General features: G+C 50.1%; 13 protein-coding genes and 1 pseudogene. 11 read left to right on the top strand and 3 right to left on the bottom strand.

All coding sequences use genetic code 11. From position 1 onward, the window contains the following. Positions 1-31 precede the first annotated feature (31 nt). The 10 genes and pseudogenes from ACMGG1_RS13735 to ACMGG1_RS13690 form a co-directional block, all read left to right on the top strand. Positions 32-331, top strand: coding sequence for a phage tail assembly protein (locus ACMGG1_RS13735; protein ID WP_259188865.1), 300 nt, complete (start codon positions 32-34; stop codon positions 329-331). 102 nt (positions 332-433) lie between these two features. Next, positions 434-2053 carry a hypothetical protein gene (locus tag ACMGG1_RS13730; protein WP_414160743.1) on the top strand — a complete coding sequence of 540 codons (1620 nt, stop codon included), beginning with the start codon at positions 434-436 and terminating at the stop codon, positions 2051-2053. Next, the gene (locus ACMGG1_RS13725) at positions 2053-2511 is read left to right on the top strand and encodes a phage tail protein (protein WP_414160742.1); all 459 of its coding nucleotides are present in this window, start codon (positions 2053-2055) and stop codon (positions 2509-2511) included. The genes ACMGG1_RS13730 and ACMGG1_RS13725 overlap by 1 nt, the downstream gene beginning before the upstream one ends. Beyond that, positions 2486-2701, top strand: a complete 216-nt coding sequence (locus tag ACMGG1_RS13720; RefSeq protein WP_122080606.1) for a tail protein X — start codon at positions 2486-2488, stop codon at positions 2699-2701. Before ACMGG1_RS13725 ends, ACMGG1_RS13720 begins: the two co-directional genes overlap by 26 nt. A gap of 3 nt (positions 2702-2704) precedes the next feature. Beyond that, positions 2705-3832: a contractile injection system protein, VgrG/Pvc8 family gene (locus ACMGG1_RS13715; protein WP_414160741.1), complete on the top strand. Its 1128-nt coding sequence runs from the start codon at positions 2705-2707 to the stop codon at positions 3830-3832. A gap of 20 nt (positions 3833-3852) precedes the next feature. After that, complete coding sequence (locus ACMGG1_RS13710; RefSeq protein WP_414160740.1) at positions 3853-4551, top strand: hypothetical protein; 699 nt, start codon at positions 3853-3855, stop codon at positions 4549-4551. 645 nt (positions 4552-5196) lie between these two features. Continuing rightward, positions 5197-5619 (top strand): translesion error-prone DNA polymerase V autoproteolytic subunit, encoded by a 423-nt coding sequence (gene umuD, locus ACMGG1_RS13705; protein WP_017892557.1) that lies wholly within the window; start codon positions 5197-5199, stop codon positions 5617-5619. Beyond that, positions 5619-6887: a translesion error-prone DNA polymerase V subunit UmuC gene (gene umuC, locus ACMGG1_RS13700; RefSeq protein WP_414160739.1), complete on the top strand. Its 1269-nt coding sequence runs from the start codon at positions 5619-5621 to the stop codon at positions 6885-6887. The genes umuD and umuC overlap by 1 nt, the downstream gene beginning before the upstream one ends. 80 nt (positions 6888-6967) lie before the next feature. Beyond that, positions 6968-7846 (top strand): hypothetical protein, encoded by an 879-nt coding sequence (locus ACMGG1_RS13695; RefSeq protein WP_253275387.1) that lies wholly within the window; start codon positions 6968-6970, stop codon positions 7844-7846. A 255-nt stretch (positions 7847-8101) separates the two neighbouring features. Continuing rightward, positions 8102-8269, top strand: a pseudogene (locus tag ACMGG1_RS13690) (isocitrate/isopropylmalate family dehydrogenase); the annotation flags it as partial. Between the two features lie 62 nt (positions 8270-8331). On the opposite strand, the gene ACMGG1_RS13685 reads toward ACMGG1_RS13690, so the two are convergent. The 3 genes from ACMGG1_RS13685 to ACMGG1_RS13675 form a co-directional block, all read right to left on the bottom strand. Then, positions 8332-9252: a GNAT family N-acetyltransferase gene (locus ACMGG1_RS13685; RefSeq protein ID WP_122078833.1), complete on the bottom strand. Its 921-nt coding sequence runs from the start codon at positions 9250-9252 to the stop codon at positions 8332-8334. Positions 9253-9540: 288 nt separating this feature from the next. After that, positions 9541-10662, bottom strand: coding sequence for an AI-2E family transporter (locus ACMGG1_RS13680; protein WP_020826483.1), 1122 nt, complete (start codon positions 10660-10662; stop codon positions 9541-9543). 198 nt (positions 10663-10860) lie between these two features. Then, on the bottom strand, positions 10861-12072 hold the full coding sequence (locus tag ACMGG1_RS13675; RefSeq protein ID WP_122078836.1) for a CynX/NimT family MFS transporter: 1212 nt from the start codon (positions 12070-12072) through the stop codon (positions 10861-10863). Between the two features lie 672 nt (positions 12073-12744). On the opposite strand from ACMGG1_RS13675, the gene ACMGG1_RS13670 reads away from it, so the two are divergent. After that, positions 12745-13161, top strand: a complete 417-nt coding sequence (locus ACMGG1_RS13670; RefSeq protein ID WP_130015598.1) for a DUF2000 domain-containing protein — start codon at positions 12745-12747, stop codon at positions 13159-13161. Positions 13162-13241 lie beyond the last annotated feature (80 nt).

Below are 13241 nucleotides of genomic sequence, written 5' to 3'. Positions count from 1 at the left end.
CCCCCGGGCCGCTTTTTTATTGGAGTTATTTATGAGTTACCCCGCGAACAAAAAAGAGATCACTTTCTATTCCCCGTTGACCCTCGAAGACGGCAGCGCGCTTACCCGTGTTTTCATGCGGGAGCCGCTGGTGCGGGACCGTATCGAGTTCTCCCGGATGAAAGGGAATGACCTGGAGAACGAGGTGGCCATGATCGCCAACCTTTGCGATATGAACGTAAGAGACGTAGAGAACCTAACCTCGGCGGACTTCTCCCAGTTGGAGGATATGTTTAACGATTTTTTGCTACCGCCCGAAAAGCGGGAGAAATCGACATCCAGCGAGGCCTAAGGCTGCTAGGGCGCCGGCTGCATTACACGCTGGGCGACTGGCTGAACATGCCTTTCAGCGTGTTTAGTGATTTTCTGGTGCTTGAAGTGGAGATAATCAATCGTGGCCGGACTTAGCCAAAAATTAAAGGCCGTTATCAGTTTCGGCGGCAATATCGACTCCTCCTGGGGCCGGTCTACGGACGGTCTGAAAAAGGGGCTGAGTTCTGTTGAAAAACAGTCTGAGAAGCTGACCAAACAACAGAAGGCCCTGGCTTTAGAGATGAAGCAGGCCAAATTAGCCGGCAAGGATATTGCCGGCTTAAAACGAGATTATGCCGGCGTCACGCGTGAGATAAAAAAAGCGGATGCTGCTCAGGTGGCCTTAAATCGTGACCTGCAACGATCCGAACGTCTGCGCCGATTTGGCGCCGGAGCTAAAACGGCGGTTGGCCGAACGTTGAAAGCGGGGATCGGGATGACCCTCGGCGGTGGGGCGCTGGCGGCAGCGGCCGGCGCCATACTTTCCCCCGTGAACATGAACGCCCAGACCGCTGAATCCGTCGGCAAGGCGAGAACCTACGGCGTGGGCATCGAGACGTATAACGCCTGGGACAGTTTCGGGAAACAGATGGGGCTGAATGGGGAGAACTTTGGGGATCTCCTGGAGGAGCTGAAAAACAAGGTCGGCGAATACAAGGCGACCGGGGAGCAATCCTCGCTTAACGATGCTTTCAAGATGCTGAAATTTGGCGCAGGCGATTTTGCCGGCCTGACCAATGAGCAGCAGTTTGAAAAAATCATGGAGCGCGCCCTAACGCACAAAGACGAGCAGGAGGCGGCGTCCGCGGTCGATATGCTGATGGGGGGCGAGGCCAATAAAATCCTGACGTACATGCGCCTGACCGGCAAAAGCTACAAGGAGATGATGGATCAGCAGAAGCGTTACAACCTGGTCACGAAGGAGGGCGCTGATGGCGCCATTCGCGGCAATATTGCTTTTAGTAATCTGCGCAGCGTGTGGGGATCGGCCGTGGAGGAAATCGCCGGCAAACTGGGCGGCTCGTTGGCGCCGAAAGTGACGCAGCTAGCGGATGAGCTTTCCGCTTGGTTCAAAAATGGCGGCATTGACATTATTTCCACCACGATAAGGAACAAATGGATCCCGAACCTGGTGGAGTTCGCCAACGGCATCATGACTGTCACAAAGCTGTTTCTGGCCATCGCCAGAAAATTAGCCTGGCTGTTGCCCGATGAGCAGAGCGACAAAAAAGCCATTGTGCGCTCTCTCGGCAAAGGGGACGTCGAGGGCGCGCGTGATTTTGCCCAAACGCGGGGCCAGTCTGCCTGGCTGGAATCCCTTTTGAAGGACCCGGAGAAGCAGAAGGCACTGCAGGGCATTTACAGCGATGCGCAATATTCATTGTCCAGCGAGCGGATTATGAGTCCTGGTGCGTATTGGGATAAGGCCGACGATCGGATGCTGGCCGCTATCGGGGAAACTGACAAAGGTGATGATCCGTTAGAAGGGGCCTTTTCTTTCCTGTCTTCACTGACCAATCAAGGCGCCGCTGGCGACAAGCCTGCGATGACAGATAATCGCCGGCAAGAGGTCAATATGACGGTGATCGCTCAACCTGGCCAGGATGCGCAAGCGGTGGCGGATAGCGCGGTGTCGTCAATGAAAAATATGGATGTATTCAACGGCAACAATGCGATGCATGACCCAGCGGAGGCCTGGTAATGGTGGACATTATTGGCACGATCACGGGCGCCTATGATGCACGGCGGCCGGCGGACAGCGCCAGCATTATGATGATGATCGGCACCTTTGAATTTTCTATCGACACGACGACCTATAACCAGTTGACGCGGGAAGCCCGTTGGCGCTGGAGTGAGCAGGAGCGGATCGGCAAACAGGACTTGCTGCAGTACACAGGGAAATCCGCCCGGACGGTCAAAATGGACGGGGAGGCGCATTCCCAGTTTCGAAACGGTGTGGCCAGCATTGATACGCTTTATGACCTGGCTGACAAGGCCGAACCTCAACAACTGGTGAGCAGCGCCGGCGATGTGTTGGGCTGGTGGGTTATTACCGATTTTACCGACACGACGCCGGCGTTTTTGCCTGGCGGCGCTCCTCGCAAGAAAACCTACTCGATCACGATAAAACACTATGCCGACGAATTATCTAACCCGTGAGGGTGACGTACTGGATGCCGTCTGTGCGGCCCACTACGGCACAGAGAACCTTTCGCAGACCGTTGTAACGGTTTTAGACGCTAATCGCGAACTGGCGGCGCTGGGGGCTGTTTATCCGGCAGGGTTAATCATTACCCTGCCGGACATAGAGACACCAACGCCCGAATCACCGATCCAGCTATGGGATTAACCGATGCAACAAAAACAGCCGGCCGAATTCCGGCCAGAATTCCGCATTATTGCGGAGGGGCAGGATATAACCGCGATCATTCGTGAAAACCTGGTGGATATCAGCTTAACGGACAACGGCGGCGCCACGGGCAAAACTGACGAGCTGCAAATTACCCTCCTGTCGGAAACGCTAAAACTCCCGCCCAAAGGCGCCCGCCTGAGTGTTGCCCTGGGCTTTAATGGTCAATTGGTCGATAAGGGCTGGTTTGTGGTGTCTGGCCGCGCCAGTAGCGGGCCACCGCGCAAGATCCAGCTTTACGCCACATCGGCCCCAATGAACGCGCAAAAACAGCCTGGCGATGTGCAGAGCCAGAAAAGCCGCAGCTGGGACGGCGTGACGCTGGGGGACATTGTGAAAACGGTGGCAACTGATAATGGCCTCATCCCCAAAATAGCCACGCAGTTGGCCAGCATCGCGATAGAACACATTGACCAGGTGAGAGAGTCCGACGCGGCGCTGATGACCCGCCTGGCACGTGCGCATAACGCGGTGAGCAAGGCCGCCGGCGGTTATTGGTTGTTTCTGGAGCAGGGGGAAGCAACTACCGCCAGCGGTGGCGCCCTCAGTAACGTAAAGATAACCCGGGAGGCGCTTTCCTCCTGGAGCTATTCAGATGGCCAGCGCGGGGCCACAACGGGAAAGCCGGCGAAGACGGCAGACGGTAAAGGCAAAAAGGGCAAAGTGAGCGTGTCCTATTTCGATCCCGCTGATGGTCGAACGAAAACTCAATCGCTGGAGCATGACGGACCCGACCAGGCCAACCCCTTCACGCAGTCGAGCAAAGCCCAGGCGGACAGCAGCGCCAAGTCAAAAATGACGCAGGCCAACCGGAACGAAAGGAGAATGACGCTAAGCGGGCCGGGCCGGCCGCAGTATGTGCCGTTGACTGCCGAAAGTCGGATAACAACGGCGGGATTTGGTGAGGAGGAGGATCGCACCTGGTTAATCGAGTCCCTAGCGTTTTCTTTGAGCAGCTCAGGCCTGGCGATGGCGTTTAACCTGGTCACTGATATTAAACCGCCTGCAGAGAGCAAAGCGAAAGCTGCGAAGAAAGAAAAGAAATCCGATGGCATTGGCTATTTCGATTAACGCTATTCAAGTAAGGTAAAATGATGGAAAAGTTAAGGCTTGTCCGTACTGCCCAACAATTAAAATCAGGTGGCCAAAACATTCAAGATAATGAATTATCATTGTCAATATCCAAGCTGCCACCTACTGATAAATTAAACCTCACTGCTTTAGTTCCCGTTGTTAATGAAGGAGTGACTGAGGCGGCGACAATACAAGATATCGTTGACTTACTCGATGGGGGATCGCCTGGTGATATCAAGTTAGACCCCAGCGCAAATAATCTGCTAAGTAAGAGTGACGCGGGACTTCTGTTAGACCGTTACAAGACCCCTTGCGTGGGTATTACCGGCACGTATGTGAGTACCAGTGCGGGGCCTGACTTCACTAAGGATAACGCTTTTAGTGAAACGGGCGGCATTTGGAGAGTGAAAAATACCCTTATGCTTAGCCGAGTACCAAGTACGGCTAATGGTGCGGTCATTGTTGATATCACGCTGGGGAAAATACCCTGTGATAGCTCGGGGATCCCTTTGCAGTATACGTTAAGTGTCGGGACGACAAGTAAAAAGGTCGGTGGAGTCTGGCGTCAGCATTCTGTCATGATATTGGCCATTGTTGGCGCCCCCATTAAATTAATGGATGTTGTTTCCGGAGTTTTAGAAGATTACAAAGAGGGAGTAGCGTGGGGGGTAAGCGTTAAATATACGTTTGGGGATATGGCCCCATCGGTACCATAATTACATTGAAGTTTATAAAGAAAAAGAGGCAGATAATCTGCCTCTTTTAGTATCCCTGGTGCTGGTGGATTTTTTATCTTTTAATCATACCAATAAATATCGTTCGGATAATGTTTCCGAATCTTGTCGCAGCACGTCTTAAAATTGATGGTGGCTTGCACTTCTCACAGTAGCTCGGTTCGCCGTTTGCCCAACCGGTGGTTTCAGCTATCCATAACCCGCACGTTCTGCAAAACGTCATGTTGTGTGCAGACATGATACACCTCCATATGAAAATCATTATTAATGGTGCGTGTATTATCTTGGAGTTGCAAATGGGTATTGCCGATCAATTAGTTGCAGATTGATCGTTGAAAACGATCGCTTACGATTAGCCAAGTGACTACCAGGCTTGTCTGTACATTGAAATGTCTCGGTAGGGGCTACAGAACTGCAGTTGTGTTGGGGGAACGTATAATGGCTTAAGTTTTTATCGTGCTTGTGTACTTATTCACGTAGGCCAGATACTGGTAGAACTTCATCTTCATTCATCAGAACTATCTTTCTTTACCGATCAATATCCTACCTTTCTGAGAGATTTCCGAACTTTCCCCCGCTAAAAACTTGCGCTTATACTGTATAAAAAAACAGTATCAGGGCAACATTATGACTTTCTTTTATCCAACACCAAACCCCACCAAACTAGAGATCCCGCTGTTTTCCGATAAAGTACCAGCGGGCTTTCCCAGTCCTGCGGCTGATTACGTCAGTTCACGTATCGACTTGAACGAATACTGCATCAGCCACCCTAACGCGACCTATTTCCTCTATGCGACCGGCGACTCGATGCTGGAGGCGGGCATCACGGAGGGCTCTATGCTCGTTGTCGATCGCAGTATCAACCCAGCTCATGGTGATATAGTTATTGCCAGCATCGCCGGCGAGTTCACTGTGAAACGTCTCTGCTTGCATCCGCGCGCGCAGCTGGAGCCAATGAATCCAAAGTATGAGCCGATCCTACTCCATGACAGCGGTGACGATTTGGAGGTGATAGGCGTCGTGGTGTCATCGATAACGAGGCTTAAGTAATGTATGCGCTTGCTGATGTGAATAGCTTTTATGCGAGCTGCGAAACTTTGTGGCGTCCAGACCTGCGCGGCCGGCCCATTGTCGTTCTTTCGAATAATGATGGGTGCGTGGTTGCCAGGAGCAAAGAGGCGAAGGCTCTGGGCCTGAAAATGGGCGAACCCTACTTCAAAGTTAAGCGCGAATTTGAGAGCGTCGGGGGCATAGCGTTCAGCAGTAATTACGAGCTTTATGCTGACATGTCACAGCGAGTGATGGCCGTTTTAGAAGAGATGGCACCGCGCGTAGAAATTTACTCCATCGATGAGAGTTTCATGGATCTGACCGGCGTGCGTAACTGTATCGACCTTGAAACCTTTGGCCGCCAGGTGAGGGCTAAAGTGTTACGCAATACCGGCCTAACAGTCGGGGTTGGCATTGCCCAAACCAAGACACTGGCGAAGCTGGCCAACTTTGCGGCGAAGACGTGGGACAAGACTGGCGGGGTTGTGGACCTGTCCAACGAAGGGCGCCAGCGCAAACTTATGGACTTACTGCCGGTGAATGAGGTCTGGGGTATCGGCCGACGGATATCGAAAAGACTCAACATGATGGGTATCGAAACCGCGCTGCAGTTGGCCGATGCCAGCACGACGATGATCCGCAAACACTTTAGCGTTGTGATAGAGCGGACTGTGCGTGAACTACGTGGTCAACCATGCCTTGAGCTTGAAGAATTCGCGCCGACGAAGCAGCAGATCATTTGCAGCCGCAGCTTTGGAGATCGCATCACTGAATATGACCAGATGCATCAGGCAATCTGCATGTATGCGACACGTGCAGCGGAGAAATTACGAGAAGAACGTCAGTATTGCCGGCATGTTAGTGCCTGGCTTAAAACCAGTCCATTCTCTATCAATGAGGAATACTACGGCAATACGGCCAGTATAAAACTGAGCACGCCGACGCAGGATACGCGGGACATTATCGCCGCCGCGATGCGCTGCCTTGACGCGATTTGGCAACCTGGTCATCGGTATCAGAAAGGCGGGGTGATGCTGCAGGATTTCTTCAGCCAGGGCGTTGCCCAATTGGGTTTGTTCGATGAGCACCAACCGAGGCATAACAGCGAAAAGCTGATGGGGGTACTAGACCACATCAATAACTCCGGTAAGGGGAAGCTGTTTTTTGCCGGACAAGGAGCACAACAGATGTGGTCGATGAAGCGTGAGCTACTATCACCAGCTTATACAACTCGCATAACTGATCTCCCTATGGCTAAAGTATATTGAGAAAATAATTTATAACTGTATCATTATCATTTATTTTGAAGATTTCAAAATGGACATCGGTGATGAATTTTATGGATATAATGAACAATATTAAATCGTATTTAAATGGTTTAACCTCAAGGGGTTTAGTGAAAATCCGGGGTTTAAGGATATGGCAACTAGTTATCCTTTTTTCCGCCATGTTGCTAATTATTAATACTTTGAACTTGTCATTTTTAAAAGTCGATGTCATATCAGTATTCTTATTGCTAGTGATTCTGTCATCTCCATATGTGAAAGAAATAAAAAAAATAAAATATGGTGATTTTGAAGTTGAAAAAATAGATAGTCAAGAAATTGATGAATTAGTATTTAAAGTGGAGGAGTCGTTGCCTCAAGAAAGGAATCCAAACGAAAGAATATATAAGCTAGAGAAAGATATTGAGATAATAAATGAGTTGAAGGGGCGTGATCCAACATTAGCTTTCGCGAAGCTTAGAATTGAGATTGAAAAAAGAATTTATATGTATGTAAAATACCTGGGTGAATCTGATGGCATTAAAATTCCACCACTAAAACAATCAATCATGTCTTTGATTGAAAAAGGTGTTATAGCCGAAAGTTTGGGGTGGCCATTACTCGATGTTATATCAATATCAAATAGAGCAATCCATGGTGCTGACATAGATGAAGAGGACCAAGAACGGGTTATTAGCTCAGGAATGATTTTGCTTGAAGAGTTGAGTTATGACATTGAGTTTAATTATGCTAGTGGAGAAATAATAAGTGAGTGCGAGATTTCAAATGAAGAATGTGAAAATGAGTCTTATAATAGGCAGTATCTTTTAACAACAATAACACCATTGGTTAATGGGCCAAGAAAAACCGTAAGAAAAGTTACTCAAGAACAATTAAATAACTATTTTGAGTACTATAACGAATTCGCTGAGTTTATTGTTGAGTTAAAACCAGTGGATTAGCATTGGTAAAAAGGTAGTTCTATAAGGTAATCGGTTCGAGTCTGTATCGTCGCAAAGCGACGACACATGTTTAGCTACCTTGGCTATAGGTTAGAAGAGGGTAATGTACGCTGGAATTCGGGAAAAACAAGTTATCAAAACCTAACATTAAGGTTTTCAATTCAATAAGTTACGATAATGACAAGACAACCGATAATGGCAAGTTTTTTGTTTTATTCTCTATAATAATCAATATATTGCTAATATACTATCAATCTAATGCTGCGCCACATGGGCTGGTTCGAAGCGGCTGACCTGATTGTTAAAGGCATGGAAGGCGCTATCGCTGCCAAGACCGTGACCTATGACTTCGAACGCCTGATGGAAGGCGCTAAACTGCTGAAATGTTCAGAGTTTGGCGACGCTATCGTTAAACATATGTAAGTGTGTTTTAGCGTTAAATGATAACGGGAGCCTGATGGTTCCCGTTTTTTATGGATGGTAATTTAAAGGGATAACACCCGGCCAAGCGGATCCTGATAACACCAACGGTCTTTATAACCCGCGGTCGGTTTGCCAAACGAGTAACGCATGGTTTTTCCCACGGCTTCGCACAGCTCATAAGCGGATTTGACATTTAGCCAGGTGACGATGGTCCCTGGGCAAAATGAGTCATGACGCTGGTCATATCCGCCATTAACATAATCAAAATTAATCCATTTAGGGCTTTCTGCTTTGGTTATGAGCTGAAATGCGCACGGCTCTCCGGCTAGAAATAAAATATGGCCAAAGAGAAATTGCCGCAAGGATGTAAACATATCTACGGTTTCTAGAAAATGGCTCGGCCGGTGCCCCCAGCGTTTTTCAAACAGATCGAAGTATATTGTGATGAGCTCCTGTGGGGGAAAATGACTTTGGTCGAAAATTTCACCACCGGCCTTGATAAATTTGTTTAGCTCTCTTTTTCTGCTGTTTTTCGTCGATGAAGAGAATCCGTCTTTACCACAACCTTTTGCCAGGCAAACAGCGCGATGACTGTTTAGCTTGAAGCTTGAGTTTAGAACATTTCTTCTATTTAAAGAGGAGAGTATTTTCGTTTTAAAGGGCAATGCAATTCTGAGCTTAGGATGAAATGGGAGCGTTATTTCATCTTTGTTGAACTGATAATGCCCGAGCTTTATCGCTTTCGCCGTCTTGCCATCACAGGCAAAGTTGCTGTTTCGCCAAGAGCAAAATGCACCCAGTAAAGTACCATTGCTATTTCTCTTGATAGAGTAGTGCGGGCGGCAATCGAGCCTGCTATGCAGGAAGGCCAATACTTCGGGGTGAGTGATAAAATTCCCGCCATATAAATCAAAACATTTCTTGTAGTCGGCTGCCGTGCCTGGCTTCCACCCAGAAGCTAAATTTGTTAATTTTTTTATCATAATGTTGTGAATTTTTATTTTTCAGGAAATAGAGTATAAATGAATTACCCACTCAAAATGAAGGGTTAATGCATTGGTTGCTGGGTATGAATATTTAATCGCAGGCAACGGCCTAACGGATTCTGTAAATGACAGAATAGAAAGTTGCATCGTTTATGACTTATTAATTAATGCTAAGGTAAACGGAGCGATCGCCCAGGGAAGGGATATGAAGAGATAAAAAACGGGAACCCCATGGTTCCCGTTTTGCGTTGCAGTTTCTAATGCCCTTTAACAGAGAATACTTTTTCACTCCGCCTTGGTGGCGTCTGGGTGATTCTTGCCTTCCTCGATAAAATCTTCGTCGATCTCATCGGTGGTTTCTGCACTGTCGCGGCCGGAAAGAATATTCCAGCAGGCGATGAACAGGGCGGCGATCAATGGGCCGATAACGAAGCCGTTGATACCGTAAATCTCCATGCCGCCCAGGGTTGAAATCAGGATCAGGTAGTCCGGCATTTTGGTGTCTTTGCCGACCAACAGCGGGCGAAGAATATTGTCGACCAATCCGATGATCACCACGAAGAAACCGACCAGGAACAGGCCTTTCCACAGCATGCCGGTGGCGAAGAAATAGATGGCTGCCGGTACCCAGATAATGGCGGAACCCACCGCAGGGATGATGGACAGGAATGCCATCAACGCGCCCCACAGCAGGCTGCCGTCGATCCCGGTGAAGTAAAATGCCAGACCGCCAAGCGCACCTTGCACCACGGCCACGACCACCGTGCCTTTCACCGTCGCGCGCGACACGGCAGCGAATTTCACAAACAAATGGTGTTTAACGTGCTGGGATAACGGCAGGGCTTCGAGCGTCAGATTGACCAGGTATGGGCCGTCTTTGAGCAGGAAGAACAGCAGATACAGCATGACGCCAAAACCCACGGCGAAGTTGAAGGTGCCTTTACCAATCAAAAAGACGCTGCCGGCCAGGTATTGGCCGCCCTTGAGTGCCACTTCGGAAAGCTGTTTCTGTATTTCCGCGGCGCTATCCAGATTATGTTCCGCCAGAAAATGCCGTGCCCATCCGGGGAGCAATTTCAGGGTGTCGGCAACAATAACCGGGAACTGCGTGTTATTGGTCTGCAGCTTGGTGTAAACGACGTTCAGTTCAATCGCCAATGAAGAAGCGATGATCGCCAACGGCGTAAAGACGATCAAACAGATCACCGCGAGCGTTATCAAAGAAACCAGGCCGTTTCGGTCGCCCAGATACTGTTTAAGTTTTTGTTTCACAGGGTGGAAAATCACCGCCAGGATGATAGCCCACAGCACAGATGAGTAGTAGGGACCCAAGACGTCCATAAAAGCAGCGGTAACGATAAAAAGGATCAGAAGAAAGAATCCCTTTGAAATACCTTTAGACATCATACCCGTCCCTCAGATGATAGATTTTGCCGGTGGATCTCGGTATTCACCGGCATTGACACTTCTTGAAGAATAAACCCTATCATCACAAACGGTTAACAGGTAGCGGATTTTATCGGTGAACAGTTAATAGAATTTACTAATAGTGCCTCATGTTATGAGGACATTAAGCTGATGAGGTGGTGGCAGGGCATGCATTGCCTAGGCTCTGGTTTTCGATGCGAGCGCCAGTGCCAGGATACTGCCCAACAGCGCGGCGGCCAGCACCATACCCGCGGGAGCGGACCAACCGGCATAGGCGACAAGCGCACTCAGTACGATGGGGCCGATCACCTGACCGAGATAAATGCCTTGCATCACCAGCCCCAGGCTCAACGGGATCAAACCCGGTTCTGGCGCCGCCGCCGGAGTGGCGGCCAGAATGGTGGCGGGCATCATGCCGCCAATGGCGCTAAACACTAAGCACAGTGGGATCAGTAAAGCGTTTGGTGTAACGGACAGGAAAACGCCGGTACCGGCAAGCCCCATCAGCAGGCTGACAACGGCCAGCAGATTTCGAGCCCGCAGGCCGCGCGAAAGCAGTACCCCAGCGGCAAGATTGCCGAGGATATTGACGGCTATCACCGCCGCGCTGATCCCACCGGCGACAGCCAGCGTCAGCCCTATACGCTGCATCAGGAAAATCGGCAGAAAGGCCATCACGGCGAAGAACTGCAGGTTATAGGTAGTAAATATCAAGGCCAGCAGCAGGGGCTGCCGTGCGCGCAGGATGCTGACCAACGCCTGACGCAGTTTCAAGGCAACAGCGGAAGACGTGGTGACAGCGGCTCGCGGAGTGGTGAATGGCAGCAGCAGCGCGGCCAGCAGGGTGAGGATACCGCCGGCGATCCAGCTTTGTTGCCAGTTGCTAAAATGCGGGCCGAAAAACAGCGAAATGGCCATGCCCGCCGGCATAAAGGTGCTCCAAATACTGAAGACCAGATTACGTTTTTGCGCTGAAACCACGCGTGTGAGCACGGTTGGCGCTGAGACCACGACGATAACGAAGCCTATCCCTTCAATCGCGCGGGTGACGATCAAACCGATGAAGTTGTGTTGAGCCGCGCCAACGAAGCTGGCTATGCTGACGATCACCAATCCCAGCCCCAACAAACGCCGGTCGCCCCAACGGCGCACCAGCAGGCCGGCGGCGATGCCACCAAACACGCCGATAAAGGGAAAGGCCGAAATGATCCAGCTCAGCGACTCCAGCGAACGGCCGAATTCGCGTTGCAGCTCAGGTAAGGCAATAGTCGCTTTACCCACGTGCAGGGCAACGGCAATACCGGCGAGCACCACATTGGCGATAGCCGGCCAGTGAGTGGTCGGGGTATCGAGGGTTGCGTTCAGCGTTTCAGGTTTGATGGCGGACATGGCGGTCTCCAGCGACGACAAAGACCAGACTATGCGCCTGGGCGCGACTAGTAGCAGTTCAATTATTGCTCTGTTTTTTGGCGCAACCGCATATTTCGAGCTTAATTGCGCAATCGCACTGGAAACGTTGGTACACCATCGCAGAGCCGCTGTTTATCGGGGCACGTCTTTAAGCCGGGGAATGGCCTTGGCTTAGGTACTGCGTATAAGAAGATGCCGATAGTATTTCCGCATCAGATGGATTGATATCTGGCTCCATATAAAGACGGGGATCGTGACTGTGACCAGGATCTGCAGCAAACGCCCCATTTCGCCCTCGACATGTGGGTAAATAAAATGGGATACGTGAAGAAATAGCCAAATCAACGCGATGTAGATCATCAAACCAGCCCAGCCCTCCCAATGGCGAAAAGTTCTAAAATAGGCATCGCGGTAATTACGATTGCGTATCCTGCGGGGTAGTGTCTGCAGCTCTGGGATTTGGCGTCGCGACCAATATATTTTCATGGCAACCTCCTGTTGCTAAGATGCATATGATATTCATTCGCAACAATGTCTGCAATCTGCCTGGCTACGACTTGGCCGCTCGGGAAGTAGCTTGCCAATGATCAATATCATTGAAGGCGATTGCGCGTCTGAATAACACTGGAGCCCCTATTCAAGGAGAAAAAGATGTACAGCGACAACGAGAAAAAGTTCTATATCATCCTGAACCGCAACCACGAACCGGCCACCTTATTTAACGCTTCCTGCCATTTAACCGCTGGCATTGCCGATCTGATCGAACAGCGTGAATTCGACCATTATCCCAGCGCTATTGAAGGCGTAAGCGCCAATATGAGTCATTATCCGATCGTGATCCTGCAGGCGAAAAACAGCAGCCAGCTCAGCAATCTGATGCTCAAATGCAAGGAGGAAGGGGTGTTAGCCAACTTCTTTACCACCACCATGCTGTCCCATTCCGCAGAGCAACAAATTGCCGATACCGCCAATACCGAGTATGACAAGCTGGAGTTCGTTGGGGTGGCGCTGTACGGGGATAGCGAACAACTTAAGCCGCTGACGAAGAAATTCTCCGTTTACCGTTGAGGCTTCCCTCCGCGCTGGGTGATTAACGCGCCCGATCACACAAATCCCGCATCGGCTTTCTTTTAACCTGCCTGCCATGA

The sequence above is a fragment of the Serratia sp. BNK-12 genome (genome assembly GCF_047456085.1).
Lineage (GTDB): Bacteria > Pseudomonadota > Gammaproteobacteria > Enterobacterales > Enterobacteriaceae > Serratia > Serratia liquefaciens.
Note: the sequence above shows the minus strand (reverse complement) of the source record. Positions and strands in the feature narration are given on the sequence as shown.